We start from the raw sequence: 26,883 nt of genomic DNA, 5'->3' as shown, positions 1-26,883 counted from the left end.
TGCGCGTCCGGGACGTACCGGGCTCAGGTCTTCTCCAGGTACTCCGCGCGGTCTTCGGCCAGCAGCGCCTCCAACGCCTCGGCCAGCGGCGGGTGGCCCGCCAGCTCGGGGTCCTCGTCGACGTAGCGGGCGGCCTCCTCGCGGGCCCGGCCGATCAGCTCCTCGTCGCGCAGCAGGGTGAGCATGCGCAGCGACGAACGCCGCCCGGACTGGGCGCCCCCCAGCACGTCGCCCTCGCGGCGCTGCTCCAGGTCGACGCGGGACAGCTCGAAGCCGTCGGTGGTGGCGGCCACCGCATCCAGCCGCTCGCGCGCCGGCGAGCCCGCCTCGGCCTCGGTGACCAGCAGGCACAGTCCGGGCAGGCCGCCGCGGCCCACGCGGCCGCGCAACTGGTGCAGCTGGGAGACGCCGAAGCGGTCGGCGTCCATGATCACCATGGCCGTCGCGGTGGGCACATCCACTCCCACCTCGATCACGGTGGTGGCCACCAGCACGTCGATCCGCCCCTCGGCGAAGCGGCGCATCGCGGCGTCCTTCTCCTCGGGCGCGAGGCGCCCGTGCAGCGCCTCCACGCGCAACCCGGCGAGCGGGCCCGCGGCCAGCTCGGCTGCGACTTCGGTCACCGCCAGCGGCGGGCGCCGCGCACCCTCCTCACCGGCGGCCTCGGTCCCGGAGGCCCCGTTCTCGGCAGCGGCCGCCTCCTCGCCCGCGGGCCCGTCGCCGTCGCCGATGCGCGGGCACACGACATAGACCTGGCGCTGCTGCGCGGCCTCCTCCCGGACGCGTTCCCAAGCACGCTCCAGGAAGCGCGGCTTCTCCGCCGCCGGCACCACGTGCGTGGACACCCCCGCGCGGCCGGAGGGCAGCTCGGTCAGCGCCACGACGTCGAGGTCGCCGTAGACGGTCATGGCCACGGTGCGCGGAATGGGTGTGGCGGTCATCACGAGCACGTGCGGGCGCCCCTCGGCCGACTTCCCGCGCAGGGCGTCGCGCTGCTCGACACCGAAGCGGTGCTGCTCGTCGACGACGATGAACCCGAGGTCGGCGAAGGAGACGTGCTCCTGCAGCAGCGCGTGGGTGCCTACGACGATCCCCGCGTCGCCCGACGCGGCCTCCAGCAGGGCCCGGCGGCGGACGGCGGTGCCCTGGGACCCGGTGAGCAGGGCGACCTTCGTCGCGTTCTCTGCGCCGTCGATCTGGCCCGCTCGGGCCAGAGGGCCGAGCATCCGGGTGATGGAGCGGTGGTGCTGCTGGGCCAGCACTTCGGTGGGGGCGAGCAGGGCGGCCTGCCCTCCGGAGTCGACGACCTGCAGCATGGCCCGCAGCGCCACCAGCGTCTTTCCGGCACCGACGTCGCCCTGCAGCAGCCGGTGCATGGGGTGGGTGGAGGCGAGGCCCTCGGCGACAGCGGCACCGACCTCGCGCTGGCCCTCGGTGAGCTCGAAGGGCAGCGCCGCGTCGAACGCCTGGAGCAGCCCGCCCGAACGCCCGGGCCGCGGGAGGGCGGCGACGTCGGCGGCCTCGCGGCGGCGCCGGGCGAGGGCGACCTGGAGCACGAAGGCCTCGTCCCACTTCAGGCGGAGGCGGGCGCGGGGGACGTCGTCGGACTCGGCGGGGCGGTGAATGCGCTCCAGCGCCTCGGGCAGGTCGAGCAGGCGGTGGCGGGTGCGCAGGTCCGAGGGCAGCGGGTCGGGCAGCCCCGCCTCCCGGACCTGGTCCAGCACCGGGCCGACGCACCGGGCGACGGTCATCGAGGGCAGGTCCTTGGTCGCCGGGTAGATCGGGATGGGGCGCTCGGCGAACTCGCGGGCGCGCTCGTCGGCGGCCGAGTCGTCGGGCAGCATCTCGTAGACCGGATGGGCCAGCTGCTTCTTGCCGCGGTAGGTGGAGACCCGGCCGGCGAACATGCCGCGCCTTCCGGTGATCAGCTCGCGCTGGTGGTAGCCGACCTTGGCGAAGAAGGCGAGCGTGAGACGGCCGGTGCCGTCGGTGATCACGGCTTCCAGCAGGCTGCGCGGTTTGCCGCCCGGCCCCCGGCGCAGGTCGCGCTTGTGCACCGAGTACACCTCGGCGACGACGGTGACATGCTCGCCTTCGGCCAGCGAGGACAGGTCGGTGAGCTCGCCGCGGGTGGCGTAGCGGCGGGGGTAGTAGCGCAGCAGGTCGCCCACGGTGCGCAGGCCGAGCTCGTCGGCCAGCTTCTTCGCGGTCTTGGCGCCGAGGGGCGTGCGCAGCGGCTCGTCCCAGCTGATCACTCGGGATCTCCGTTCTCCCCGATGGCGGTTCGCCCGTGCGGACACGTTAGAGCGTTTCTACACCCCGGTACCGACGCGGACGGGTGCGCACGCGCTCCGGCACGGTCCTTCGGGTCGAGCGGAGCCGGTATAGTGGTCTGCGGACGCGCGGCGTCGGCGCCGGACTTCCGGTCGGGGGCCGGACTCTCCGGCGGACCGCATTCCCGCGTGTGCATCCGCGTCCTGGGCTTCTTCCGCGATTGGAAGTCGCTGCAGGTCGTCGTGTACGCTCCGACGGTTGGCGCGCCGCGCCAGCCTGCTCATCAGACCTCTCTCGGGTTGTCCTCACCGCCTCAGCGCGTGCGGATCCGAGCGCTTGAATGGAGTTACCGTGGCTTCCGTCTGCGACGTCTGCGGCAAGGGACCAGGGTTCGGTAACAGTGTTTCCCACTCGCACCGCCGCACCCGCCGCCGCTGGAACCCCAACATCCAGACCGTGCGCACCCGCGTGGGCGGTACGCCCAAGCGCATGCACGTGTGCACTTCCTGCATCAAGGCCGGCAAGGTCGATCGCTGACCGCGGAACACTTCCGCGATCCACGGCGTCCATGAGCGCCACGGCTTCGGGTCGTGGCGCTTTTCGGCGTGCGCCCGGCGGGCGCGTGTCTACGGCGCCCGCTCCGTACCCGGTCGATCCGGCCCCCGCACCCGGGGGTCTCAGTCCTGCGCCGCCGAATCCGCTGCGCCCCAGTCGCACGGGCTGCCGTTGAGTGAACAGGCGACGGGGTTCTGCGTGCGCCCTTCGGCGGTGAAGCTGAGCGTCACCGAGTCGCCGGGCTCCAGGCCGTCGGCACGTGCGGGCTCGCTGGCGACGACGCCGTTCTCGGTGGCCCGCCACTCGGCGTCGGCCACCGAGGTGACCCTCGCGTCGGCGAACTCCAGCGCGAGTTCCCAGTCCTTGAGCAGGGCCGAGCCGGTGTTGGTGACGGTGACCTCGCCGGTGAACCCGCTGCCCGAGGACGCCACCGCCTCGTAGGAGACCACGCTGACCATCTCCGCGGACGCCTTGCCGCTCTCCTCGGTCGCGGGCCCGCTGCTGGGGGCGAGGCGCTCGCTCGTATCGGGGGCGGTGGGGCCGGCTTCCTGTGCGGTGGGCGGTTCGCTGAAGCGCAGGTAGATCTGGGTCGTGCTGTAGCCGAAGAGCGTGAGCGCCAGCGTGACGCCGGAGATCAGCAGCACGTTGAGCACGCGGGGCGGCTGGACGCGCTTGGGAACGGTGCTGCCCAGGAAGTAGCCGACGGCGGCCAGACGGGACTTGTCCACGGGTTCGGAGCGGTGCAGGCCGCGCTGCGGCCGCTCAAGCGGATCGTCGCGTCCGGCCCGCATGCGCTCGGATATGTCCTGCCGCGGTGCCGGCGATCCCGCCTGGGACCGGTCGTCCCTCCCACGTGGCCGCACGGTGACCCCGTTCCGGTGCAGACTGAAGAAACAGGCAGAGCTTAGCGTGAATCGGCGTTCAAAACCGACATCTTAACGTCGAGGGGGCGGCCGGAGACATGGTTCGCCGGTTTCGGTATGCGCACGGTTCTCCGCGCCCGCATCGCAATACCGCCGTCCGTCACCGACGCGGTGGGCGAAGGCCTGCCCCCGTCAGCGGAAATGCTCCCAGCCTCGCGCGCTCACGGAGGCGCCGTCGACGGCGACCCGGGGACCGTCCGCGCCGGGTGCGGACACGGTGCCGATCACGCGCCACTGCGGCGGCAGTTCGGCCTCAGGCGGAAAGGCGGCCGCCAGGGCGTGGTCCTCGCCGCCGAAGAGCATGTGCTCCAGGGCGCCGCGGCCGGTGCGCCCCAGTTCGTGCAGCAGCACGACCGCCTCGCTCAGCTCGGGCTCGGGCACGAAGGCCGCGGAGTCCAGGTCGATCACAACGGTGCCGGCCTGAGCGACGTGCCCCAGATCCTGCACCAGGCCGTCGCTGACGTCGAGCATCGCGCGGGCGCCCAGGCGCGCGGCCCCGGGGCCGTCGGCATAGGGCGGGCGCGGCCTGCGGTGCTCGCCGAGGCAACGCAGCCAACCGGGGTCGGCCTCGTCCGAGCCGGCGTCCGCCGCGCCGTGCACCCCGGCCTCCAGCAGCGCGAACCCGGCCGAGGACAGCCCCAGGGAGCCGGCGACGGCGACGACGTCGCCCGGCAGCGCGCCGTCGCGGCGTACGGCGCTCCGCCCTTCCAGATCGCCCAGCGCGGTGATCGCCAGGGTGATCTCGCCGGCCGAGACCGTGTCCCCGCCGACCACGGCGGCCCCGGCGAAGGCGCATTCGGCGCGCAGGCCTTCGGCGAGTTCCTCGGCCCAGGACACCGGCACGTCCGGCGGCGCGGCGAATCCGACCAGCAGGGCCGTGGGGCGGGCGCCCATGGCGGCGATGTCGGCGATGTTCTGGGCGGCGGCCTTGCGCCCGACGTCCTCGGCCGAGGACCACTCGCGGCGGAAATGCCTGGTCTCCACCAGCACGTCGGTCGTCGCCACCACCCGCCCGTCGGGCGCGCTGACGATCGCGGCATCGTCGCCGGGACCGAGGATTACGTCGTCCGTTCCCGGGAATCTCGCCGTCACGCGCTCGATCAGGCCGAATTCGCCCAGTTGCCCAATGGTGCTCCACACAGCTCTCAGGGTACGGTGACGCCTCGGCGCCAGTGGTCTAGACCCTGCGGCCCCACACGTGCACGACGGCACGGGAACGGCAGCGCGGGACCGACCGGCGGGGATCGGCACGGCCGGGCGAAAACGAGCAGATGGAGGTTCCATGGTGCAGGCGTACGTGTTGGTCCAGACCGAAGCGGGACGGGCGGCCGACGTCGCGCGCGAGATCTTGGCCATCGACGGGGTCACCCAGGCCGAGGACGTCACCGGGCCCTACGATGTGATCGTGCGCGCGCAGGCCGAGGACGTCGACGCGCTGGGGCGCATGGTCGTGGCGCGAATACAGCGGCTCGACGGCATCGCCCGCACGCTCACCTGCCCGATCGTCAACATCTGACGGCGGCCGGGCGAGGGTTCACCGGGGCGGATCGAAGGTCCGAAGGGCGGGGACAGTGCGACGTGGCGCAGCGGGTCTGGCCGCGCTCGGCGCCGTGAGCGTGCTCGCGGGCTGCTCGGCGCAGGCGGTCGAGGTGCCGGCGCCCTCGCCGGATGCGGCGGCCCAGGACATGTGCCGGGCCCTGGTGGACCGGGTCCCTGAGCGGTTGTTCGATCAGGAGCGGGTCGAGGTCCGGCCCCAGACCCCCTATGCGGCGGCGTGGGGCGACCCCCCGATCGCGCTCCGCTGCGGCGTGGAGCGCCCCGCGGAGCTGCGGCCCGGCTCCGAACTGATGGTGGTGGACGACATCGCCTGGCTGCCCGAGGAGCCGGAGGTGTACACCGCGGTGGGCCGCGAAGCCTACGTCGAGATGGTCGTCCCGCCCTCGTACGGGGCACCGGCGCAAGGCCTGGTGGAGATCAGCGGCCTGATCGCCCGGGAGATCCCGAAACTGCCCTCCGGCGAGCTCTGAGGCGGTCCCGGCGCCGACCGGCGCCCGGGACCGGCGGCCCCGGGCGCGGACGGGCCTGGTCAGCGCTGCATGCCCTGGCCGAGCGCCTCAAGGCCGCCGGCCTCCTGCAGCTCCTGCGCGGTGAGGTCGAGGCCCTGGGTGCAGGCCGCGCCGGGCTCGGGGACGTTGGGACTGCGCTCGAAGGAGCGCAGGAACTGGGAGAGCCGCTCGTCGCCGGGCGACTTCACCTCGATCTGGTTCCCCCAGGCGCTGGCCACGATCGGCGCCGGCATCTCCTGCTCGTCGTAGGGGCTGACGATGATGTAGCTGCCCTGGCTGTACAGGGAGTTCAGTTCCTCGACCTTGTCCTCGGCCAGGTCCGGATCGTAGGTGATCCAGACCGCGCCGTGCTCCAGGGAGTGGACCGCGTTCACACTCGACAGCGGGGCGTCGTATACGCCGCAGTTCTGCCAGACGGCGTGGTGGTCGCCGCCCGCGGGCGGGGTCATCTCGTAGTCGACGGGCTGAGGGACGTGCTGGTTGGTCAGTCCGTCGTAGGTCTTCAGGTTCTCGATCTCGGACGCCTCTGCGCTGCCGCTGCCGCCGCCGACACCCCGGTCGTAGGCGACCCAGATGCCGAAGCCCACCATCCCGGCGAACAGCACCCCGGCGCCCGCGAACGCGGTCACACGCAGGATCCGGGAGCGGCGCTCCGCGCGTTCGCGCTCTCGGCGGCGCTCTTCGGCCTTGCGGCGGCGTTCGGCTGCGTTCTTGGCCACTGTGCCTCTCCAGGATGGGTCGTCACGCGTCATGCACCGTTACGCTCAAAGCACGGTGCGCCATTCCGAACGCGCGTACCGCCAGAATGGTTCCCATGGGTGGGGAAGAGCATATGACACAGACGGTGGACGACCACACCCCGGCCGGAAGCGAAGAGGCCGGGCCGACTCGGCGACGGCGGACGGTTCCGCTGCTGATCGCGGTTCCGCTGGTCGTCGTCGCACTGCTGGGCGGCTACCTGGTCGGGCGCCCCGCCCATCCGATCGACAACTCGCCCGAGGCCGGGTTCCTGCGCGATATGAGCGTGCACCACTCCCAGGCGGTGGACATGTCGCTGATCGTGCTGGAGGAGGCCGACGACCGGGTGCTGCGGACCCTGGCCACCGACATCCTGCGCACCCAGCAGGAGCAGATCGGACGGATGCAGGGCTGGCTGGTGCAGTGGGACCTCCCGGCACGCGGCGCCCAGCCGGCCATGGCATGGATGGAGGGCCACGGCGGGCACGGCGGCGGCCAGGGCTCGGGCGGCGACGCGACAGGGCGGATGGCCGGCATGGCCTCGGAAGCCGAGATGGAGAAGCTCCGCGAAGCCGAGGGCGAGAAGGCGGAGATCCTCTTCCTGCAGCTGATGATCCACCATCACGAGGGCGGAATCGAGATGGCCGACGCCGGCGCCGACCTGAGCAGCGAGTCGCTGGTGGCCGATTTCGCCGAGGGGATGTCCGAGGCGCAGCAGAGCGAGATCGACCTGATGGAGCGGATGCTGCGCGACCGCGGCGCCGAGCCCGAGTAGACGGGACTACGCCACGGCAGCCCCGGGAACAGCCCGGCGGCGTTCCCGGGCGACTCCTGATCACGGGCCTTCGCACCGGCGGATCACCCGCCGCCGAGGCCGCGGCTCGTCCGCGCCTGCCCGTCCTCCGGTGATGTGCGCCTCTCCCCCGCCGGTCGACTACGACGCCGTGTAGAACTACAGTTTGTAGAACTACGGTTCGTAGTACTACGAGCCGTCTATCCAAGGACGCTGAGAGAGGCGGGCATGGAGGCTCTCGATCTCGCACGGTGGCAGTTCGGCATCACGACCGTCTACCACTTCCTGTTCGTGCCGCTGACGATCGGCCTCTCGGTGATCGTCGCCTCGCTGCAGACCGCCTGGTACCGCACCGGCAAGTACCGCTACCTGCGGGCCACGAAGTTCTTCGGCAAGCTCTTCCTGATCAACTTCGCCATGGGCGTGGTGACCGGCATCGTGCAGGAATTCCAGTTCGGGATGAACTGGAGCGAGTACTCCCGCTTCGTCGGCGACGTATTCGGCGCTCCGCTGGCCATGGAGGCGCTGCTGGCCTTCTTCCTGGAGTCCACCTTCATCGGCCTGTGGATCTTCGGCTGGGACCGGCTGCCGCGCGGCGTCCACCTGGCCTGCATCTGGGCCGCGGCCATCGGCACGAACCTCTCGGCCTACTTCATCCTCGCGGCCAACGCCTGGATGCGGCACCCGGTGGGCTTCACCCGCGATCCCGAGACCGGCCGGGCACAGCTCGCCGACATCTGGGCGGTGCTGAGCAACACCCAGGCCTGGTCGACCTACCTGCACGTGGTCTCGGCGGCCTTCATCACCGCCGGAATGTTCGTCGCCGCGGTCAGCGCCTACAAGCTCTGGAGCTCCCGGCCGGCGCGCGCCGGGAACGGCGCGGAGGCCGAGGCGCCCGCTGCCGGCGGCCGGGCCGGGCGCGAACGGGAACTGTTCCGCACGACGCTGCGGGCGGGCATGGTCGTCACTCTGGCCGCCGGCGTGCTGGCCGTCTACTCCGGCGACCACCAGGCCAAACTGGCCGCCGCCTACGAGCCGATGAAGCTGGCCGCGGCCGAGGCCCACTGGGAGACCGAGGAGGGCGCGCCCTTCTCGACCTTCGCCGTGGGCGACACCGACGAACGGCTCAACGTCATCGACGTCGACGTGCCGCACGTGCTGAGCTTCCTGGCCACCGGCACCGTCGACGGCACCGTGCAGGGCATGAACGACCTCCAGCAGGACTACGAGGAGCTCTACGGGCAGGGCGACTACATCCCCAACGTCTTCGTCCTGTACTGGTCGTTCCGCCTGATGATCGGGCTGGGCCTGGCCGCCGTCGCCGTCTCGGCTGTGGGCCTGTGGCTGACCCGCAGGCGCCGGCTGCCCCGCAGCGGCTGGTTCTACTCAGCGGCCGTCCTCGCGCTGCCCGCGGCCCTGGCCGCCAACATCCTGGGCTGGGTCCTCACCGAGATGGGCCGCCAGCCCTGGACCGTGCACGGCGAACTGCTCACCGCCGCCAGCGTCTCCCCCGGCGTCAGCCTCGGCCAGGTCGCGTTCTCGCTGACCATGTTCACGCTGGTCTACGGCGTGCTGGCCGTGGTCGAGGGCTCGCTGCTGTGGCGCTACATCAAGGCCGGCCCTTCCCACGTGGTGCCCGACCGGGAGGACGAGGACGAACCGGACTCCGACGCCCCCGTTCCGGCCTTCGTCTACTAGGAGCGACGACCATGGAACTGCCCGACATCTGGTTCATCGCCATCGCCGTCCTGTGGACCGGCTACTTCGTCCTGGAGGGCTTCGACTTCGGCGTGGGCGTCCTGCTCCCCTTCATCGGCAGAGACGACACCGACCGGCGCGTCATGATCAACGCGATCGGCCCGATCTGGGACGGCAACGAGGTCTGGCTGATCACCGCGGCCGGGGCGATGTTCGCCGCGTTCCCCGCCTGGTACGCCTCGACGTTCAGCGGCTTCTACCTGCCGCTGCTGCTCATCCTGCTGGCGCTGATCGTGCGCGGAGTCGCCTTCGAGTACCGGGGCAAGGGCGACACCGACCGGTGGCGCGCCTGGTGGGACCGGGCGATCGTCTTCGGCAGCACGGTACCCGCGGTGCTGTGGGGCGTGGTCTTCGGCAACATCGTGCGCGGTGTGCCGATGGACGCCGACGGCATCGTCACCGGAGGCCTGGTGGACCTGCTCAATCCCTACGCACTGTTGGGCGGGCTGACCACGCTGACCCTGTTCACGCTGCACGGAGCGGTCTTCCTGACCCTCAAGACCTCCGGTCCGGTGCGGGCGCGCGCCCGCACCGCCGCGACGCGCGCGTCGGTGGTCGCGGTTCCGGCGGGCGTCCTGTTCCTGGGCTGGACCCAGTACGAGTACGGCGCCGGGTGGACACTGCCCGTCGCGGCGGTGGCCGCGGCGGCGCTGGCGGCGGGCGCGCGACTGGCCGCGGCCGGGCGCGAAGGATGGTCGTTCACCGCGACGATGGCCGCCATCGGCGCGGCGACCGTCCTTCTCTTCGGGTCGCTGTACCCGGCTGTGCTGCCCTCGACCACCGACCCCGCCTTCGACCTGACCGTGGACAACGCCTCTTCGGCCGCCTACGCCCTCACGGTGATCACGTGGGTGGCGGTGGTGTTCCTGCCGATCGTGGTGGCCTACCAGGCCTGGAGCTACTGGGTGTTCCGCAAGCGGGTGAGCCGGGAGCAGATCGAGCCTGCACCCGCCTATGGTGACGCTGAACCGGTCAGCACGGAGGGCGGCGACGGCGTGCAGGCGCCGACCGCACCAGCGGACGCGGGCCCCGGCGTCGTGCGGCCGGCCCCGGCGCCCCGCCCGGCCGGCGACTGACGACACGGAAGGACCGGCCGATGAAGCCGCTCGATCCCCGCCTGGTGCGGACGGCGCGCGCCGTCCGCGTGCACCTGGCCGTCACCGTCGTCACCGGCGTGGCCGTTACCGCGTTCGTCCTGGCCCAGGCCTGGCTGCTGGCACGAGTGATCTCCGGTGCGGCCGCGGGGATGGGCGCGGCCGAGCTGGGATGGGCGATCAGCGCCGTCGCCGCCGTGGCGGTCGCGCGGGCGGCCATGGCCTATGTCCAGGAGACCGCGGCGCTGCGCTCGGCGGCCAAGGCCAAGTCCGAGCTGCGGCGGCGGCTGGTGGCCCATGTGACGGGCACGGGCGGCGCGGCCGAGTTGGACGGGCACGGTGCAGACTCCCTCCGGCCCGCAGGGTCGTCGGGGGCGGAAGCGGTCTGGTTGTCAGGGCAGGCCGGTTCCGAAGAGGGGACGGGCACGCCACGTGCCGGCGAACTGGTCACGCTTGCCACACGTGGCCTCGACGCGCTGGATGATTACTTCGCCCGGTATCTCCCGCAGCTGGTGCTGGCGGTGCTCGTCCCCGCCGCCGTTCTCGTCGTCGTAGCGGGCGCGGACTGGATCTCAGCCGCTGTCATCGCAGTGACGCTACCGCTGATTCCGCTGTTCATGGCCCTGGTGGGCTGGCACACCCAGGCGCGCACTCAGCGCCAGTGGCGGCTGCTGAACCGGCTGGGCGGCCATTTCCTCGACGTGGTGGACGGGCTGCCCACGCTCGCGATCTTCCGCCGCGCCAAGGCGCAGGCCGACATCATCCGGCGGATCACCGACGAACACCGGCGCACCACCATGGCGACGCTGCGGGTGGCCTTCCTGTCGGCGTTCGTGCTGGAGCTGCTCTCGACGCTTGCGGTGGCCCTGGTCGCGGTGGAGATCGGCATCCGGCTGATGTACGGGGTGCTGGACTACCAGACCGCCCTGCTCGTGCTGATCCTCGCCCCTGAGGCCTACCTCCCGCTCCGCGAGGTCGGTTCCCGCTTCCACGCCAGCATGGAGGGAGTGGCAGCCGCAGAGCAGGTGTTCACCGAGTTGGAGAGGCGACGAGCGAGCGGAGCGGACGATGCCGACCGCACCGCCGAAAAGCAGCGTCCGCACAGCCGAGCGAGAAGCCGAACACTCCCGGAAAGCACCCAGTTGGAGAGGCGACGAGCGAGCGGAGCGGACCCCGGCGAAACCGAAGGCGACACCCGGGGTCCGCACAGCCGAGCCGCCGGTGCCGCGTGGATCGGGCTGGAGGACGTCCGCCTCGTGTATCCGGGCCGGGACACTCCGGCGCTCGACCGGGTGAACCTCTCGATCGATCCGGGCCGCTCGGTGCTGCTCGTCGGACCGAGCGGGTCCGGAAAGAGCTCGCTGCTCTCCCTGCTGCTTCGTTTCACCGAACCGGTTTCGGGCCACATCCTGGTGCGCGACGCCGAGGGCGGTGCGCCCGAGCCGGACTCCGGGGCCGAGTGGATCCCGTTGGAGAGCATTCCCGCCGACGAGTGGCGCAGGCGCATCGCGTGGGTACCGCAGTCGCCCTACCTCTTCGACGACACCGTCGCCGGCAACATCCGGCTGGGCGCGCCCGAGGCCGGTATGGACGAAGTCCGGTCGGCTGCCGAGCGCGCCGAGGCCGACGAATTCATCCGGGCGCTGCCCGAGGGGTACGGGACGCGGCTCGGCGAGCGCGGCGCCCGCCTCTCCGCCGGGCAGCGGCAGCGCATCGCCGTAGCCCGCGCGTTCCTGCGCGATGCTCCCATCGTGCTGCTGGACGAACCCACGGCTCATCTCGATCCCGACAACGCCGCGGCGCTGCGTACCGCCGTCACGCGGCTGCTCGCCGGCCGCACGGGGATCGTGGTCGCCCACGACACACGCTGGTCCGAAGCCGTCGACCGGGTGGTTCCCGTGCGCGGCGGACACGTCGAAACGGAGGCGGCCCGATGAGCTACGAGACCGCGGCCCGGGCGCAGGCGAAGGCGTCGGACCGGACGACCGACCCCGACGCCCCGGCCGCTCCCGGTCGGGACCCGCTGTGGCGGATGATCGCGCTCGCACGGCCGCGCAGCGCCAGGTTCCTGCTCGGCGTGGTACTGGGCGCGCTCGCGACGGGGTCGGGGGTGGCGCTGCTGAGCGTCGCCGCGTGGCTCATCGCGCGCGCGGCGGAACATCCGCCCATCACGGCGCTGAGCGTCGCCGTGGTCGCCACGCGAGCGCTGGGCATCTCCCGGGGCGTCACCCGCTACCTGGAGCGGCTGGTCACCCATGACGCCGCGTTCCGCACCCTCGCCGACGTGCGCGTGCGCGTCTACGAACGGCTGGCCCGCACCGAGCCGGTGCGCCGCTTCCGCTCCGGCGACCTGGTGTCGCGACTGGTCAGCGACACCGACGCGAGCCAGGACCTGCTGGTCCGCGGGCTGACGCCGCCGCTGGCCGCGGTTCTCACCGGCGGCGTGACAGTGGTGTTCTGCACCGTCCTCCTGGTTCCCGGCGGGCTCCTGCTGGGTGCGGGGCTGCTGCTTGCGGGGCTCGCCGTGCCGCTGATCGCGGCGGCCCTGGGGCGCCGTCCAGGGCGGCGCCAGGCGGCCGCCCGGGGCGAACTGGCCACGGCCCTGGTCGACACGCTCTACGGTGCTCCCGACCTGGTGGCCTACGGCGCCATGGACCGCGCGGTGCAGCGCGTGAACGACGCCGACGCCGACCTGACCCGCATCGCGCGGCGCGACGCCGCCGTGCTGGGCTTCGGGGCCGGCGCCTCCGCGCTGATCACCGGCCTGACCGTCTGGGGCACGCTGCTTCTGGGCGTGGCAGCGGTGGAGGGCGGATCGCTCAGCGCCGTCTCGCTGGCCGTACTGGTGCTGACGGCTCTCGCGGCCTTCGAGGTCGTGGCCCCGCTGCCCGCCGTCGCGGCGCGGCTCGGCGCGATCCGCGCAGGAGGCGAGCGCCTGTTCGGCATCCTGGACGCCCCGCCCTCGATCGCGCCGCCGCCGGACCCGCAGCGCCGTCTGCCCGCCGACGCCGACGCGGGCGATGCGGGCGGTACCGGGGGCACAGCGGCGAGCGGTCTGCGGGTGCGCTCCTTGCGCGTGCGCTACGGCCCCGACGAGCCGTGGGCGCTGCGGGGCGTCGACCTCGACGTCGCGCCGGGGAGCACCGTCGCGGTCGTCGGGCCCAGCGGGGCCGGCAAGAGCACACTGGCCGCGGTGCTGCTGCGGTTCCGCGATCCCGACGCGGGGACGGTGGAGCTGAACGGCGCCGACATCACCGCCTATCCGGCCGACGAGATCCGCGCCGCGGTCACCGGGGTGCCGCAGGACCCGCACATCTTCGCGAGCACGGTGCGCGAGAACCTGCGCCTCGCCGCTCCGGGCTCGGACGACGACCGGCTGTGGGAGGCGCTGGAGAGGGCCCGCCTCGCCGGAGAGGTCCGGGCGATGCCCGACGGGCTCGGCACCGAGGTGGGATCGCACGGGATGAAGCTCAGCGGCGGTATGCGCCAGCGGATCGCCCTGGCGCGGGCGCTGCTGGCGGCGCCGCGGGTGCTCGTCCTGGACGAGCCGACGGCGCACCTCGACCCCGATACGCGCGACGCGGTGACTGCGGACCTGCTGACAGCGGCCGTGGGGTACTCCACCCTGCTGATCACCCACGATCTGGCCGGACTTGAGCGGGTCGACGACATCTACGTGGTCGCCGAGGGCGAGGTCCTCCAGCACGGCACGCACGAGGAGTTGGCGGGAAGGGACGGCTGGTACGCGCGCGCTCTGCGGAGCTGATCAGAGGGGCTCGGCTCCCGGCCGGTCCGCGGCCGCCCCGTGGCGGGTCTGAACGCGCGGCGTGCGGGTATGCGACCCGGACGCGGCGAATCACGGTCCGTCGGCTCGGCGACGCGTAGACGGGCCCGGACGCCACGCGGCGGCTGCTTTTCCACAGAGCGGGAATCCAGGTGGTGGGCAGGACGGCGCTCTTCGAGCATGGAAGGCGATCGGGCATCCGCAGGGGGTGCCCGGCGGCTTCGTCGAAAGGTGCGCCATGGGTTCGACCACCCGTGTCCTGTTCACCGTGCTCGTCTTCACTGTGCTCGCCGCCGGTGCCGGGCCGCTTGCGGCGCCGCCGGCCGACGGCGCGGTCAAGGAGGTCGGGATGCACGAGCTGGCGGGGTTCTCCGTCGACCACCTGCCCGAGGGGATCGGCGACCAGGTCACCGACTTCCACACCGAGTGGGGCGGCGTCGCCTTCGCCTCGCGGGTGTGGGAACGCGAGCTGCCGGAGGGCGGATACAGCGTCGATCTGAAGATCAACATCCTGCGGGGCGGGCGCCTCGGGGACCTGCCTGCGGTGCGGGCGTTTCTCGCCGAGTACCACGAGCGCGACGTCCAGACCTGGGACCTGCGCCCCTTCAGCCACGGCGGCGCCCACGGACACCGCACCGACGTCCTGGCGTTCTGGCTGGTGGAGCCCGGCCTCGTGGCGGAAGTCCGGCTGGACACCGCACGGTTCTCGGACGCCGAGCTCACGGCCACAGCGCTGGGTGTGCGCCCGCTGGAGCAGGCGCGGAGCCGGGGCTGAGAGTCCGGCGCGGGCCGCAGCTGCGAAACCCGGCACGCCTCGAACGGCCCGTCCGGTCGGTGGAATTGTGTTGTTGCCGCAAACCGCCCCAGAGATACGCAAGGTAAGCAAAACCAGTCCCTGAGAACGGTGCTCGGAGTTCCGTCGTCCGTGCGATCATTGTTCACCGATCGCTTGGCGGCGCGGCTCGAAGTGATCATCCCCCGACAATGGGCGCGGTTGCCCCCGACGCCCCTCACGGCCGAGTCCCGGCGGACCGATCCCCGGCGCCCGCAGCCCGCTGCCCGCTCGTCAGGCACCGGGGCCGAGCGGCCTGCGCGGCACCGCTTCCACCCGGTGTGCGGCGCCGGACAGCGGAGCCCTTACTCGCCGAGCACGTCGGCTGAGGCCCCTGCCGGGGTAGGACGGGCCCCGGCAGGGACCTCAGCCCGCGCTGCGGCCGGATGGTCGGCCGCCGAGGGCCGGGCGGCGCCGTCTTCCGCATCAGCGGTAACGGACATCGTCGTACGGCCCACTCCGCCCATGAGCCACACAGGCGCTTCGCCTTGCCGACCGGCCTTCCGGTTCGGCGCATCGACTTTCGGACTGCCCGAATAAGCGTTTACGGACCCCGCCATCGGCCGCTCGACCGGCCTGTGGACCCCCGATGAGCGCCACTGCGCGATCGCGGCCGAACACACACCCGAAAAAGCACGCTTGAACTGCGCCTTCTCTGTGGGCGCGAAACGGTTGCCGCGGCCCGGCAATCGGTCTTTCGGTCGCGTTTGCCCAAAATCAGGCAGGAGCATGACTTCTGGTGAAGGTGCTGGTCGGCGGCTGATTCGCCTCGCCTGCACCCCGTTGCGCCGACCTCCCGCCCGCCTCCGCCGACCCCCGCGAACCCGAGCCCCCGCCGCACGCTCTCTTCGCCTACTCCCCATCGCCCTTCGTCACCCTGTACGCGCCATACCACGCCAGGACTGCGACCGGAGGAATACGCAGACGTGCCCAAGATCGCCATTTCCCCGACGTTCCTCTCTGAATTCTCCCGACTCGACCACGAGGTCCAGGCCGCCGCACTCGCGGCCGTAGAGGAGTACGTGTCGGGCGACGACTCCAGGATCGAGGCCGTCGCCGAAGCCGCCGACTCCCGGGTCGCCCTGCTGCGCATCGGGCAGGAGTGGACCGGGGTGGTCACACCCGGCGCGGAGGACTCCGCCTGGCTCATCGCCATCCGCCCGCACGAGGATGCCGCGGCCTTCGCCCGCGGGCTGCCGGCCCCGGACCCCTCCGCCGCGGGCGCCGGGGCGGGCGCGGAGTTCGCCGAGTCCGGCGAAGCGGCTCCCGCGCACTCCGGCGCCGGCGCCCGCAGCGCGCTCCCGCAGGTCTTCGGCCCCCGGGAACTCGTGGCCGACCTGGACAAGTCCTTCGCCGACTGGCAGGTCACGCTGCACCCCCGCCAGCAGCGCCTCGCCGACGCGCGCTTCGCCGGGTCGGCCCAGGTGACCGGCGGCCCCGGCACCGGAAAGACGGTGCTCGCCCTGCACAGAGCCGCGCACCTCGCCCGCCGCGACGCCGCCCGCTACCCGCGCGACGGACGGCGGAGCGTCCTGCTCACCACGTTCAACCGGGTCCTGGCCCAGACTCTGGCCCAGCAGCTGGACCGCATCCTGCCCGACCGCGAACCGCGTGACCGCGTCGAAGTCGCCACCGTAGACAGCCTCGCGCGCTCCCTGGTCCAGGAGCGGACCGGCCGCCGCCCCCAGGCGCTCGGCAGCGAGGAGCTGAGCGAGCGCTGGCGCGAGGCCGCCCGCGCCGAAGGGCTGCCCTACTCCGGCCGGTTCCTCGTCGACGAGTGGGAGCAGGTGATCCTCGCGCAGAACATCACCCGCCTGCCCGACTACATCCGCTGCGAGCGCAGCGGCCGCGTGCTGCACCTCGCGCCCGAGCACCGCGCCCACGTCTGGGAGGCCCTGCAGCGCTACACCGGCGCGATGGAGGTCGCCGACGAGTGGGGCTACCCCCAGCTCGCGCTGGAGGCGTCGCGGGCCCTGGCGCGCTCGGGGCCGCGGTACCGGCACGTCGTCGTCGACGAGGCCCAGGATCTGCACCCGGCGCAGTGGCGGATGCTGCGCGCCGCCGTGCCCAGCGGACCCGACGACCTGTTCGTCGTCGGCGACCCGAACCAGCGCATCTACGACAACCGGGTGTCGCTGGCCTCGCTCGGCGTCAACGTTCGCGGGCGCAGCCACCGGCTGCGCGTGAGCTACCGGGTCACCCAGGAGATCCTCGACTGGGTCGTGCCGGTTCTGGCCCGTCACGCGTCAGTGGGCATGGACGACACCGCCGACATGCTCGCCGGCTACCGCTCGCTGCTGCACGGCCCCGAGCCCGTCGTGCGCGGGTGCGCCTCGCGCGCCGAGGAGCGCACCGCCATGGGCGAGTGGGTGCGCGTCTGGCTGGAGGCGGGCGTCGACCCCGCCTCGATCGCCGTGGCCGGGCGCAATCACTGGGTCGTCCGCCACATAGCCAAGGAACTGCAGGCCCGCGGCGTGCCCACCGCTCCCCTGGACTCGGCCGAGGGCGTTCGCGCGGTGCGTGTGGGCACGATGCACCGGCTCAAGGGCCAGGAGTTCCGGTGCCTGGCGATCGGGGGCATGAGCGAGCCGCTGCTGCCGCCCAAGGCCGCGATCGATTCGGCCGAGGGCGATCCTGTGGCTCTGGAGCAGGTGTACCAGCAGGAACGCAATCTGCTGTTCGTCGCCTGCACCCGGGCCCGGGACGCGCTGTACGTCTCCTACGTCGGCGCGCCCAGCCGATTGCTGCCCCCCACGCCGGGCGCCGGCTCCGATGCCGGCGTCGACGCGTCCGCCGAGGCCCTGTCGGGCGTCTGAGGGGAGCCGCAGACTCCCGCTGACACGAAAGCGCGGTGGGGACGGCTTCGTGACCGCCCCCACCGCGCGTCTGTACTTGCCGGAAACCGATCGTCGCTCCGGCACGGGCGGGCGGCCGCGGGTGCGACCGCCGACGCCGACTGGGATCAGCTCTCCACCTGCTCGTCGAGCCCGGTGATGTTGACCGTCTGGGCCTGGGCCAGCGGCTGGTCGGCCTCCAGGTCGGTGACCGTCATCGACGGCAGGAGCAGCGGGGGCGGGAAGTCCGGCGTGAACTCCAGCGGGATGCCCAGGATCCGCACCTTCATCCGGGTGACGTGCATGACGACGTCTCCCGACATGGTCATCTCCGGGATCTCCAGCGATGTGGTGGTACCCGCGTGCTCGGCCCACTGCCGGGCGCCGCTGAGTTCCGCGGTGTCCATGGACATCTTGAGGTAGCGCACGGTGCCGCCCTGGACGGGGTACTCGACCACGCCCTCGAAGGCCGCGCCGCTCATGCTGAGAGTGTCGGCACTGAGCCCTGAGGTGTCGGTGTGGGCGAGCCATCGGCCGTCGCCCTCCGGCGGGTCGCCCTGCCGGACCTGGAAGTCCGGGGCCTCGCCGTCCTCCTTGGCCTGGCGGCAGGCCTCCAGCAGGGCGCGGAACTCCTCCTCGCTCATCGAGGCGGGGCCCTCCTGGACAGAGCACTCCTCGGCGGCCTCGGGCGCCTCCTCCTCTTCGCCCTCGCCGTCCTCCGCCTCTTCGGCGGAGCCGTCCTGCTCGCCTTGTGCACCACCGGCGCCGTCGTCCGCGCCGCCGGAGGGCGACGGCGTCGGCGAGGGGGTCGGAGTGGCCGACGGGTCGGGCTCGGCGGTCTCCTCCCCGCTGTCGCCGCCGAACCAGTCGTCCCACGGCCAGGTCGCGGCAGCCGGGGCGGGGACCGCGAAGACCAGTGCCGCGGCGATCGCGGCCAGCGAGTGCATCCGGCCGCCGCCCGAGGGGCCGCCGTCGCCGGCCGATAAGCCCTCGTCGGAGCCCGGGGCGGCCTCGTCCGCGGGGCGCCGGCGCCCCGCGGCGGCGCCGCTCGAAGGGGTGGGCGACGTGAAATAGGTGGCGCCGCCGGCCCGGGACCCCGTGGAGCCCGTGTCCGACGCGTCGTGGGCGGAGTCCTGCGCGGAATCCCCTATCTCCCGCGCAGGACCCGTCTCGTCCTCCGCCGGGCCGGTCCGGGAGCCGGGTGCGGACGGGTCCCCCGCACCGGAGTCCGACTCGTCTGCGGCGGCCTCGGAGGCAGGCTGTACCGCGGTCTCGGCCTCGCTCGCGCGCCCCGCTCTGCTGCCGCGCAGTCCCGCCAGGCGCTTGCGCGCCGGCGAGGACGGGCTCTCCGACGCGGTTCTCCGCGCGCGGTCGGGTACCCAGGCCGCGGTCAGCGCACCGCCGATCAAGCCGAAGAGCATCCCGAAGACGAATCCGCCGAAGTTGGAGGTCACGAAGGAGACGAGCGAGAGCAGCACCGCTGCGATGCCGTAGAAGAAGCGCTGCGGCGGCTGCAGCCACACCAGCACGCCGACCGCCATCAGCAGCAGTCCGGCGAAATAGCCGGAGATCCCCGCGACGCCCTGCTCCACGATCAGATCGAGAGGGTTGAGTACGGGCGCCGCGACGATGATGATTCCGGCGAGGAGAATCAGCAGGCCGCCCCAGAAAGGGCGGGCGCCGCGCCACTGCCGGAACGCCGCGCGTGCGGTGCGCCAGCTGCGTGAGGTGCCGTTTCGGGTCATGGAATCAGTAGCACTCGTGGTTTCCGGGCTTCACGCTCAACTTCAGACCGGTGAGGCTGAAGGTACCGGCGTTGACGGACCATGCCGTCTGCCGGAGCCCGTCGATGGTGATCTTGTCCGCCTGCTGGCCGAAGGCGCCGACCTCGCCGGTCTTGCCTGTGGCGTTCTCGACCGTGCTGGCGTCGCGGCCGATCTCCATCTGGGTGAACTCGGCGTCGCCGGAGAGCTGCTCGACGTCGATGACCATGTTCTCGGCGACCGCCGGCTTGTCGCCCTGGCCGGCCTTGACGAGCAGCGTCACTTCACCGACTCCGGTGTCCATCAGCACCGACTGGCAGAGGTTGCTGAGCTCCGCGTGGTCGATGACCGAGAGCGCGACGGGGTGCTCCGTGCCGTCGGCGGACGTCGCGGTGTCGGCGTACTGGGCGAAGCCGGTTCCGGCGAGCTGATCCGCCGAGACCTTGAAACTCTCGCCCGAGACCGCGAACGACGCGGCGAGGGTGCCCTGGGCGGTCAGGCCGACGAGGATCCCCGCAGCGCCGAGCGCCGGGATGAACGTGAGAGCGAACCGCTTCCAGGCGGTGCCGCCGGACGCCCGGGGGGCCTCCGCAGTCGTCTCCTCTGCCATTGAACTTCCTCCTTTACGGACAACGAATGCCGGTGTCCGCGACGGGGCGAGGGGGTGTGAGGTATGCGCGGCGATGTGTTAACCAGGACACCTTACCCGCTGGTAGGTGATGAACATTACAATAGTTGATGTCACATTTCCAACCGCCTGCCTCACGTGCGACTTCCGCCGCGAGGACGGCCCTCAGCAGCATGGACGGCTCAGGAAGGCGAGGCCGTGGCAACCCACGAGACATACACAACCCCCCAGGAGGGCCAGGCGGCGGCCCCCGGCTCAGACGGTTTCGACTACGACGTCGTCGTCATCGGCTCGGGTTTCGGAGGTGCCGTCAGCGCCCTGCGACTGACCGAAAAGGGCTACCGCGTCGGCATCCTCGAATCCGGCCGCCGCTTCACCCCGGAGACTCTCCCAAAGACCTCATGGGATGTGAAGAACTTCATATGGGCGCCCCGACTGGGCATGTACGGCATCCAGCGCATACACCTGCTGCGTGACGTGATGATCCTGGCGGGCGCCGGAGTCGGCGGAGGTTCGCTGAACTACGCCAACACCCTCTACACCCCGCTCGACGACTTCTACGAAGACCCGCAGTGGCGCGACATCACCGACTGGCGCTCGGAGCTCGCCCCTTACTACGACCAGGCCCGCCGCATGCTCGGCGTGCGCACCAACCCGACGATGACCCCTTCCGACGTGCACCTGAAGAAGGTCGCCGACGACATGGGGGTGGGCGAGAGCTTCCACCTGGCGCCCGTCGGCGTCTACTTCGGTGACGGCGACGACGGCGACGGCGACCACCGCGCCGCGCCGGGCGAGTGCGGCGGCGACCCCTACTTCGGCGGCGCCGGGCCCAAGCGCAACGCCTGCACCGAGTGCGGTTCGTGCATGACCGGCTGCCGTCACGGCGCCAAGAACACGCTCACCGAGAACTACCTGTACTTCGCCGAGCGCGACGGCGCGGTGGTCCACCCCATGACCACCGTGGAGCGGCTGCGCGAACTGCCCGCCGACGCCCCCGAGGGCGCCGGCTACGCGGTGGACACGCTGGCCACCGGCGCACCGCGCAGGCGCAAGTACGCCCGCACCTTCACCGCCCGCCACGTGGTGGTGGCCGCCGGCACCTACGGCACCCAGACGCTGCTGCACCGCATGCGCGAGAACGGCATGCTGCCGCGGATCTCCGACCGGCTGGGCACGCTGACGCGGACGAACTCCGAGTCGCTGGCCGGGGCGATGGACAAGGACGTCGAGCCGGCCGAGGACTTCTCCCAGGGCGTGGCCATCACGTCGTCGATGCACCCCGACTCCCGCACCCACGTGGAGCCGGTCCGCTACGGCAAGGGGTCCAACGCGATGGGACTGCTGGCCACGGTGCAGGTACCCGGCGGCGGCCGCGTTCCGCGGTGGCTTCGGTTCCTGGGGGTGGCCGCGCGCAACCCCCGCGTCTTCGCGCGCAGCCTCTCGGTGCGGCGCTTCTCCGAGCGCACGATCATCGGCCTGGTCATGCAGTCGCTGGACAACTCGCTGACGACGTTCACCAAGCGCGGCCTGCTGGGCGGGCGGGTGCTGAGCTCGCGCCAGGGCCACGGCGAGCCCAATCCCACCTGGATCCCCCAGGGCCAGGAGGTGATGACCCGCCTGGCCGAGGAGATCGACGGCCACGCCGGCGGCACGATCGGCGAGGTGCTGGACATCCCGCTGACCGCGCACTTCCTGGGCGGGTGCCCGATCGGCTCCTCCCCCGAGGAGGGGGTCGTCGACCCCTACCACCGGCTCTACGGCCATCCCGGCGTGCACGTGGTCGACGGCTCGGCGGTCTCGGCGAACCTCGGCGTCAACCCGTCGCTGACCATCACCGCTCAGGCGGAGCGGGCGATGTCGTGCTGGCCCAACAAGGGCGAGGAGGACCCCCGTCCCGCTCCCGGCGAGGCCTACCGCCGAATCGACCCGGTGTTCCCGAACAACCCGGCGGTCCCGGCAGGGGCGATGGCGGAGCTGCGCTTCACCGTCCCGCTGCCGCTGAGCGTGGTCGAGAATCGCGAGGCCGACTCCGGCTCCGCGGAGGCGACCCGCCCGACCTGACCGACCCGGGCCGGTCGGGGCGCCGCGCGGCGGCGGCCCGGCCCGCTTCCACCCGCCTCCTCGGCCGCGGCCTCCCCCGGTACCGCGGCCGAGGAGGCGCCACGACACGAAGGAGGCACCCGTGATCCCCCTGCGCCATGCCGCCGACCGGACCCGGATCGTGCACACGACCGACGGCGCCGAACTGCGGGTGCACATCCGCGGTCCGGCCGACGCGCCCGTGACCGCCGTGCTCGGCCACGGCTGGATGATGTCCTCCGACACCTGGCGCCTGCAGGCCACCCGCTTGTCCGCCGACCCCGACGGCGCGGTGCGCACCGTCCGCTGGGACCAGCGCGGCCACGGCGGTTCCACCCGGGGCAGCCGTCCCCTGGGCAACGCGGCTCTCGGAGACGACCTGAGGCAGGTCCTGCAGACCTGCGCCCCGGAGGGACCGGTGGTGCTGGGCGGGCACTCCATGGGCGGCCGGGCGATCATGGCGCTGGCCGCCGCGCATCCCGGCCTCGTCGCCGAGCGGGTCGCCGGGGTACTGCTGGCGGCCACCGCGGCGGGTCGACTGGAGCCCGGTCCCGGCCGGCCGCTCGGTGCGCAGATGGCGGGCGCCGCCCGGCGGACCGCGGTGCGCGCGCTGGGGCGGGCGCCCGCCGCCGTCGACCGGCTGCGCCTCCTGCTTCCCCCGCACACGACCGCCTACCGGGCCGCGGTCCGGCGGGCGGCCTTCGGACCCGCCGCCGATCCGCTGCACGTGCGCGAGTGCGCCGAGCTCGTCCACAGCACCCCCACCGATGTGGTCGCGGGCTATTACGAGTCCCTGACCGGCGACGACCTGAGCAGCGGACTCGGCGCGCTGGGCGCGCTGCCGGTGCGCGTGCTCGCGGGCGGGCGCGACCGCCTGATCGGCAGGCGCCTCCCCCGGGAACTCGCCCGGGGGCTGCCGCGAGCGCAGCTGCGGATGCTGCCCGCCTGCGGGCACATGCTCCCCTTCGAGGCGCCGGAGGCGGTCGGCGCGGAGCTGTCCGCACTGTGCCGTGCCGCGATGGCGGGGCCCGCGCAGTGACTCAGGCCGAGCGCTGCCCGGCCTCGGCGGCCCCGCCGTCCGGCCCGTCGCCGGGCGCGTCGCCGTCCTCGGTATCGACGCCGTCCGCGGCGCTCTTGCGCTCGTTGATGTGTTCGAGCACCTCGGCGAAGTGCTCGCCCAGCACCTCCTGCAGGCTTCGGGCCATGGCGTCGGCGAGCATCGCGTCGACGGCGGTCTGGGCCAGCGGCCGCAGCCGGCGCACCAGCGTGGCGGTCTCGGCGATCTCCTCGCCCTGCAGGAGGCCCTGGGGAGCGTGCTGAGCGAGGATGTGGTCGGCCACCGTGCGCACCAGCTCGCCGGCGAGGGCGCCGACGCGCTCCTTCAGCCGCTCGGAGATGTCCAGCACGGTACTCAGGTCCATGCCCGCCGCCACAAGCTCCCCACCGGCGTTGAGGAGCCGGGGACTCGGCACGCGGAAGCGCAGCCCTTCGCGCTCGATCAGGCCCAACCGCAGCGCACGGGTGATGTTGGGTGCGCTGACCTGTCCCGGAAACATCGTGCGCAGCTCGGACATGGTGATGTAGCCGGGGATCTCGTCCGACCAGGGGTCGCCCATGGCCGACTCGAAGCCGAGGATGTCCTGGAGGTCGCCGCCGCGCTCCCAGACGGTGATGAGCTCGCTGATGTTGGCGAAGGTGTAGCCCCGTTTGAGCAACTGGCCGATCAGCCGCAAGCGCGCCAGGTGGGCCTCGGTGTAGATGCCCACGCGGCCTTCGCGGCGGGGCGGCGAGAGGAGCCCCCGGTCCTGGTAGACGCGGACGTTTCGCACCGTCGTCCCAGAGAGCCGCGCCAACTCGTCGATGCGGTATTCGGCCATGCCCCAAGCCTAGGGCGTCGCGGCCGAGGTCTCGCGGAGTCGCGCGAGCGCGCCTCAAGCGGCCGCGGCGCCCTCGTGGCGCCGCTTCCTCCGCCTTTCATCTACCACTTGAATTGTGACAATGACCGTTGTAATGTTTCGGCATCCACGGTGTGGACGAGATCACATCCCACCCTCAGGGTGCGGCCCGCGGGACGGCGACCGCCGGGCCGTCGCCGGATGAGGACAAGGAGGACCGACGTTGACCGTTGAGCCGCAGACCCGCACGACCGACCGCGAAGACATCGCCAAACGCCTGCTGCGCTCGTCGGCCAAGGCGTCCTTCGACCCCCTCGTGGAGATCGACTGGGACGCCCCCGTCGATCCGGACCTGTACGCGATCCGGCCCGAGCGGATCTCCCTCTACGGCACCGAGCTGTGGGAGACGCTCACCGAGGACCAGCGCAAGGAGCTCAGCCGCCAGGAGATCGCCAGCGTCGCCAGCATCGGGATCTGGTTCGAGACGATCCTGATGCAGATGCTCGTGCGCCATGCCTACGACCGCGATCCCACCACCAACCACGTGCAGTACGCCTACACCGAGATCGCCGACGAATGCCGGCACTCGGTCATGTTCGCCAAGCTGCTGGGCAAGCTCGACGCCCCCTTCTACCGGCTCGACCCCGTCACGCACTTCCTGGGCAAGGTCTTCAAGACGATCTCCAACGGCCCCCTGACCTTCAGCGGCGCGCTGTTCGTCGAGGAGATCCTCGACCAGCTCCAGCGGGAGATCATGGCCGACGAGGAGCTGGAGCCCCTGACCCGGGCGGTCTCGCGCATCCACGTCGTGGAAGAGGCGCGGCACATGCGCTACGCCCGCGAGGAGTTCGCGCGCGACTGGCAGAAGCGCGGACCCCTCGTCCAGCACTACAGCCGCTTCGTCCTGGGCCTGGTCGTCTACTACTCGGCGACGCGGCTGATCAGCCCCAAGGTCTACGAGCGCGTCGGCCTCGATCCCCGCGCGGCACGCAAGGCCGCCCGCCGCAACCCCCACTGGATCGACACGAAGACCTGGGCGGCCCGCAAGGTCGTGGCCACCCTCGACCGCGCAGGCGCCATCTCGGGCCCCGGCCGATTCCTGTGGCGCAAGGCCGGGCTGCTGGGCCGCCGCGACGCACCCGCCCCCTCGACCGCCGGCCCGGAAACTCAACGCGCCTGAGCTACCGGGCCGGCTCCACCGCCGGCCGCCCCGCCGGGCCCCGCTGCGCTGCGCGCGGGCCCGGCGGGCCGACCGCCCGCTCGACCGGCCGGAAAGGATCGGCTGACGTGACCGAAGCCCAGGACGTGTCCGAGAACCAGGAGGCGGCGCCTCCCCATTACCGGGTCGCCGTCATCGGCACCGGGTTCGCCGGAATCGGCACAGCGGTCCGGCTCAAACAGGCCGGGCTCGAAGACATCGTGCTGCTGGAGCGCGCCGACGACGTCGGCGGCACCTGGCGCGACAACACCTACCCCGGTGCCGCGTGCGACGTCCCCTCGCACCTGTACTCCTTCTCTTTCGCTCCCAACCCCGACTGGAGCCGCAGCTTCTCGCCGCAGCCCGAGATCTGGGACTACCTGCGCCGGGTGGCCAAGGACTACGACGTGGTCCGCCACGTGCGCTTCGGCCACGATGTGACCGAGGCCCGTTGGGAGCCCGAGGGCAACCGCTGGCGGGTGCACACCACCGGCGGCACGGTCACCGCGCAGTTCCTGGTCACCGGCTGCGGCCCGCTGGCCGACCCGTCCATCCCCGACCTGCCCGGGCTCGACTCGTTCGAGGGAAGGGTCTTCCACTCCGCCACCTGGGACCACGACCACGACCTCACCGGCCGCAAGGTCGGCGTGGTCGGCACGGGCGCCTCGGCGATCCAGTTCATCCCCGAGATCCAGCCCAAGGTCGGCGAGATGCGGGTGTTCCAGCGCACCCCGCCCTGGGTGATCCCGCGGCACGACCGCAACATCACCGCCCTGGAGCGGCGGATCTACAACGCCGTGCCGGCGGTCCAGCGCCTGGCCCGCACCCTCATCTACTGGGGCCGGGAGAACTACATCTTCGGCTTCGCCAAGAACACGCGACTGCTCACGGTCGTCGAGAAGCTCGCGCTGGCCAACCTCCGGCGCGGTGTGAAGGACCCCGAACTGCGCCGCAAGCTGATCCCCGACTACACCATCGGCTGCAAGCGCATCCTGCTGTCCAACGACTACTATCCGGCGCTGAACGCGCCCAACGTGGATGTGGTCACCGACTCCATCGCCGAGGTCCAGCCCGATGCCGTCGTCACCCGCGACGGCACCCGCCACGAGGTGGACACGCTGATATTCGGCACCGGGTTCCACGTCACCGACAGCCCCATCGCCCACCGGATCCGCGACGCCGAGGGTGTGCTGCTGGCCGACCGCTGGAATCAGGAGGCGGGCATGAGCGCGCTTCGAGGCACCACCGTCGCCGGTTATCCCAACCTGTTCGTGCTGGCCGGCCCGAACACCGGACTGGGTCACACCTCCCAGCTGTTCATGCTCGAAGCCCAGGTCGGCTACACCATGGCCGCGCTGCGCTACGCCCACGACCGCGGCACCGACCGGCTGGAGCCGCGCGCCGAGGCGCAGGAGGCCTACACCCAGTGGGTGCAGAAGAAGATGGAAGGGACCGTGTGGGTCACCGGCGGCTGCGACAGCTGGTACCTCAACGACCAGGGCCGCAACACCACCCTGTGGCCCGGATTCACCTGGGACTACAAGCTGCGCACCGGCCGTTTCGACCCCGGCAACTACCACCTGGGCGCCGTCCCGGGCGCTGAGCGCACGCGCAGCCGGCAGGGCGCGCGGGCCGAGGCGCGCGGGGCGCTCGCGCCGCGGTGACC

21 protein-coding genes are annotated in these 26,883 nt (G+C 72.3%); 14 read left to right on the top strand and 7 right to left on the bottom strand.

Annotation, left to right across the window (positions count from 1 at the left end):
* Positions 1 to 23: 23 nt before the first annotated feature.
* A complete protein-coding gene (gene recG / locus LP52_RS16510; RefSeq protein WP_040274726.1) occupies positions 24 to 2,255 on the bottom strand; it encodes an ATP-dependent DNA helicase RecG in 2,232 nt (743 codons plus the stop codon).
* A 370-nt stretch (positions 2,256 to 2,625) separates the two neighbouring features.
* Here recG and rpmB point away from each other — a divergent pair, with 370 nt between their 5' ends.
* The gene (gene rpmB / locus LP52_RS16505) at positions 2,626 to 2,811 is read left to right on the top strand and encodes a 50S ribosomal protein L28 (RefSeq protein WP_040274724.1); all 186 of its coding nucleotides are present in this window, start codon (positions 2,626 to 2,628) and stop codon (positions 2,809 to 2,811) included.
* A 140-nt stretch (positions 2,812 to 2,951) separates the two neighbouring features.
* On the opposite strand, the gene LP52_RS16500 is transcribed toward rpmB, so the two are convergent.
* Positions 2,952 to 3,620 carry a cellulose binding domain-containing protein gene (locus LP52_RS16500; protein WP_040274723.1) on the bottom strand — a complete coding sequence of 223 codons (669 nt, stop codon included), beginning with the start codon at positions 3,618 to 3,620 and terminating at the stop codon, positions 2,952 to 2,954.
* 264 nt (positions 3,621 to 3,884) lie between these two features.
* Entirely contained in the window at positions 3,885 to 4,892 is a 1,008-nt protein-coding gene (locus LP52_RS16495; protein ID WP_040274722.1) for a thiamine-phosphate kinase, read from the bottom strand.
* A gap of 142 nt (positions 4,893 to 5,034) precedes the next feature.
* Here LP52_RS16495 and LP52_RS16490 point away from each other — a divergent pair, with 142 nt between their 5' ends.
* Together LP52_RS16490 and LP52_RS16485 are read left to right on the top strand one after the other, a co-directional pair.
* Entirely contained in the window at positions 5,035 to 5,268 is a 234-nt protein-coding gene (locus tag LP52_RS16490) for an Lrp/AsnC family transcriptional regulator (protein WP_040274720.1), read from the top strand.
* 55 nt (positions 5,269 to 5,323) lie between these two features.
* The gene (locus LP52_RS16485) at positions 5,324 to 5,779 is read left to right on the top strand and encodes a DUF3515 domain-containing protein (protein ID WP_040274719.1); all 456 of its coding nucleotides are present in this window, start codon (positions 5,324 to 5,326) and stop codon (positions 5,777 to 5,779) included.
* Between the two features lie 59 nt (positions 5,780 to 5,838).
* Here the strand turns inward: LP52_RS16485 and LP52_RS16480 are convergent, their stop codons facing one another.
* Positions 5,839 to 6,537 (bottom strand): DUF3105 domain-containing protein, encoded by a 699-nt coding sequence (locus LP52_RS16480; protein ID WP_052809934.1) that lies wholly within the window; start codon positions 6,535 to 6,537, stop codon positions 5,839 to 5,841.
* Positions 6,538 to 6,650: 113 nt separating this feature from the next.
* Between LP52_RS16480 and LP52_RS16475 the strand changes: the two genes are divergently transcribed.
* From LP52_RS16475 to LP52_RS16445, 7 genes are all read left to right on the top strand, one after another.
* The gene (locus tag LP52_RS16475; RefSeq protein WP_052809933.1) at positions 6,651 to 7,331 is read left to right on the top strand and encodes a DUF305 domain-containing protein; all 681 of its coding nucleotides are present in this window, start codon (positions 6,651 to 6,653) and stop codon (positions 7,329 to 7,331) included.
* 246 nt (positions 7,332 to 7,577) lie between these two features.
* Positions 7,578 to 9,047 carry a cytochrome ubiquinol oxidase subunit I gene (locus LP52_RS16470; protein WP_040274715.1) on the top strand — a complete coding sequence of 490 codons (1,470 nt, stop codon included), beginning with the start codon at positions 7,578 to 7,580 and terminating at the stop codon, positions 9,045 to 9,047.
* A gap of 11 nt (positions 9,048 to 9,058) precedes the next feature.
* The gene (cydB, locus tag LP52_RS16465; RefSeq protein WP_052809932.1) at positions 9,059 to 10,183 is read left to right on the top strand and encodes a cytochrome d ubiquinol oxidase subunit II; all 1,125 of its coding nucleotides are present in this window, start codon (positions 9,059 to 9,061) and stop codon (positions 10,181 to 10,183) included.
* A 20-nt stretch (positions 10,184 to 10,203) separates the two neighbouring features.
* Positions 10,204 to 12,138: a thiol reductant ABC exporter subunit CydD gene (gene cydD, locus LP52_RS16460; protein WP_040274713.1), complete on the top strand. Its 1,935-nt coding sequence runs from the start codon at positions 10,204 to 10,206 to the stop codon at positions 12,136 to 12,138.
* Positions 12,135 to 13,967 (top strand): thiol reductant ABC exporter subunit CydC, encoded by a 1,833-nt coding sequence (cydC, locus tag LP52_RS16455; protein WP_040274712.1) that lies wholly within the window; start codon positions 12,135 to 12,137, stop codon positions 13,965 to 13,967. Before cydD ends, cydC begins: the two co-directional genes overlap by 4 nt.
* A 256-nt stretch (positions 13,968 to 14,223) precedes the next feature.
* Positions 14,224 to 14,760, top strand: a complete 537-nt coding sequence (locus LP52_RS16450; protein ID WP_157036356.1) for a hypothetical protein — start codon at positions 14,224 to 14,226, stop codon at positions 14,758 to 14,760.
* A 983-nt stretch (positions 14,761 to 15,743) separates the two neighbouring features.
* The gene (locus tag LP52_RS16445) at positions 15,744 to 17,633 is read left to right on the top strand and encodes a UvrD-helicase domain-containing protein (RefSeq protein WP_052809931.1); all 1,890 of its coding nucleotides are present in this window, start codon (positions 15,744 to 15,746) and stop codon (positions 17,631 to 17,633) included.
* 146 nt (positions 17,634 to 17,779) lie between these two features.
* Here LP52_RS16445 and LP52_RS16440 read toward each other — a convergent pair whose 3' ends face one another.
* Entirely contained in the window at positions 17,780 to 19,396 is a 1,617-nt protein-coding gene (locus tag LP52_RS16440; protein WP_040274710.1) for a DUF6114 domain-containing protein, read from the bottom strand.
* 4 nt (positions 19,397 to 19,400) lie between these two features.
* Complete coding sequence (locus LP52_RS16435; RefSeq protein ID WP_040274708.1) at positions 19,401 to 20,024, bottom strand: DUF6230 family protein; 624 nt, start codon at positions 20,022 to 20,024, stop codon at positions 19,401 to 19,403.
* Positions 20,025 to 20,240: 216 nt separating this feature from the next.
* On the opposite strand from LP52_RS16435, the gene LP52_RS16430 reads away from it, so the two are divergent.
* Positions 20,241 to 22,106, top strand: coding sequence for a GMC oxidoreductase (locus LP52_RS16430; RefSeq protein WP_052809930.1), 1,866 nt, complete (start codon positions 20,241 to 20,243; stop codon positions 22,104 to 22,106).
* Positions 22,107 to 22,227: 121 nt separating this feature from the next.
* Entirely contained in the window at positions 22,228 to 23,163 is a 936-nt protein-coding gene (locus tag LP52_RS16425) for an alpha/beta fold hydrolase (RefSeq protein ID WP_040274707.1), read from the top strand.
* Position 23,164: 1 nt separating this feature from the next.
* Here LP52_RS16425 and LP52_RS16420 read toward each other — a convergent pair whose 3' ends face one another.
* The gene (locus tag LP52_RS16420) at positions 23,165 to 24,001 is read right to left on the bottom strand and encodes a MerR family transcriptional regulator (protein WP_040274705.1); all 837 of its coding nucleotides are present in this window, start codon (positions 23,999 to 24,001) and stop codon (positions 23,165 to 23,167) included.
* A 241-nt stretch (positions 24,002 to 24,242) separates the two neighbouring features.
* Here LP52_RS16420 and LP52_RS16415 point away from each other — a divergent pair, with 241 nt between their 5' ends.
* Together LP52_RS16415 and LP52_RS16410 are read left to right on the top strand one after the other, a co-directional pair.
* Complete coding sequence (locus LP52_RS16415) at positions 24,243 to 25,199, top strand: AurF N-oxygenase family protein (protein WP_040274703.1); 957 nt, start codon at positions 24,243 to 24,245, stop codon at positions 25,197 to 25,199.
* Between the two features lie 107 nt (positions 25,200 to 25,306).
* A complete protein-coding gene (locus tag LP52_RS16410; protein WP_238580947.1) occupies positions 25,307 to 26,881 on the top strand; it encodes a flavin-containing monooxygenase in 1,575 nt (524 codons plus the stop codon).
* Positions 26,882 to 26,883: the final 2 nt, after the last annotated feature.

The sequence above is a fragment of the Streptomonospora alba genome (assembly GCF_000826685.1).
GTDB lineage: Bacteria > Actinomycetota > Actinomycetes > Streptosporangiales > Streptosporangiaceae > Streptomonospora > Streptomonospora alba.
The sequence above is the reverse complement of the archived record's forward strand: the minus strand, read 5'-3'. Positions and strand labels throughout refer to the sequence as shown.

Coding starts and splice junctions, on each gene's coding strand:
- LP52_RS16500 (WP_040274723.1), bottom strand. CDS start 3,620: ATGCGGGCCGGACGCGACGATCCGCTTGAGCGGCCGCAGCGCGGCCTG.
- LP52_RS16490 (WP_040274720.1), top strand. CDS start 5,035: ATGGTGCAGGCGTACGTGTTGGTCCAGACCGAAGCGGGACGGGCGGCC.
- LP52_RS16475 (WP_052809933.1), top strand. CDS start 6,651: ATGACACAGACGGTGGACGACCACACCCCGGCCGGAAGCGAAGAGGCC.
- LP52_RS16470 (WP_040274715.1), top strand. CDS start 7,578: ATGGAGGCTCTCGATCTCGCACGGTGGCAGTTCGGCATCACGACCGTC.
- cydB (WP_052809932.1), top strand. CDS start 9,059: ATGGAACTGCCCGACATCTGGTTCATCGCCATCGCCGTCCTGTGGACC.
- cydD (WP_040274713.1), top strand. CDS start 10,204: ATGAAGCCGCTCGATCCCCGCCTGGTGCGGACGGCGCGCGCCGTCCGC.
- cydC (WP_040274712.1), top strand. CDS start 12,135: ATGAGCTACGAGACCGCGGCCCGGGCGCAGGCGAAGGCGTCGGACCGG.
- LP52_RS16450 (WP_157036356.1), top strand. CDS start 14,224: ATGGGTTCGACCACCCGTGTCCTGTTCACCGTGCTCGTCTTCACTGTG.
- LP52_RS16440 (WP_040274710.1), bottom strand. CDS start 19,396: ATGACCCGAAACGGCACCTCACGCAGCTGGCGCACCGCACGCGCGGCG.
- LP52_RS16435 (WP_040274708.1), bottom strand. CDS start 20,024: ATGGCAGAGGAGACGACTGCGGAGGCCCCCCGGGCGTCCGGCGGCACC.
- LP52_RS16420 (WP_040274705.1), bottom strand. CDS start 24,001: ATGGCCGAATACCGCATCGACGAGTTGGCGCGGCTCTCTGGGACGACG.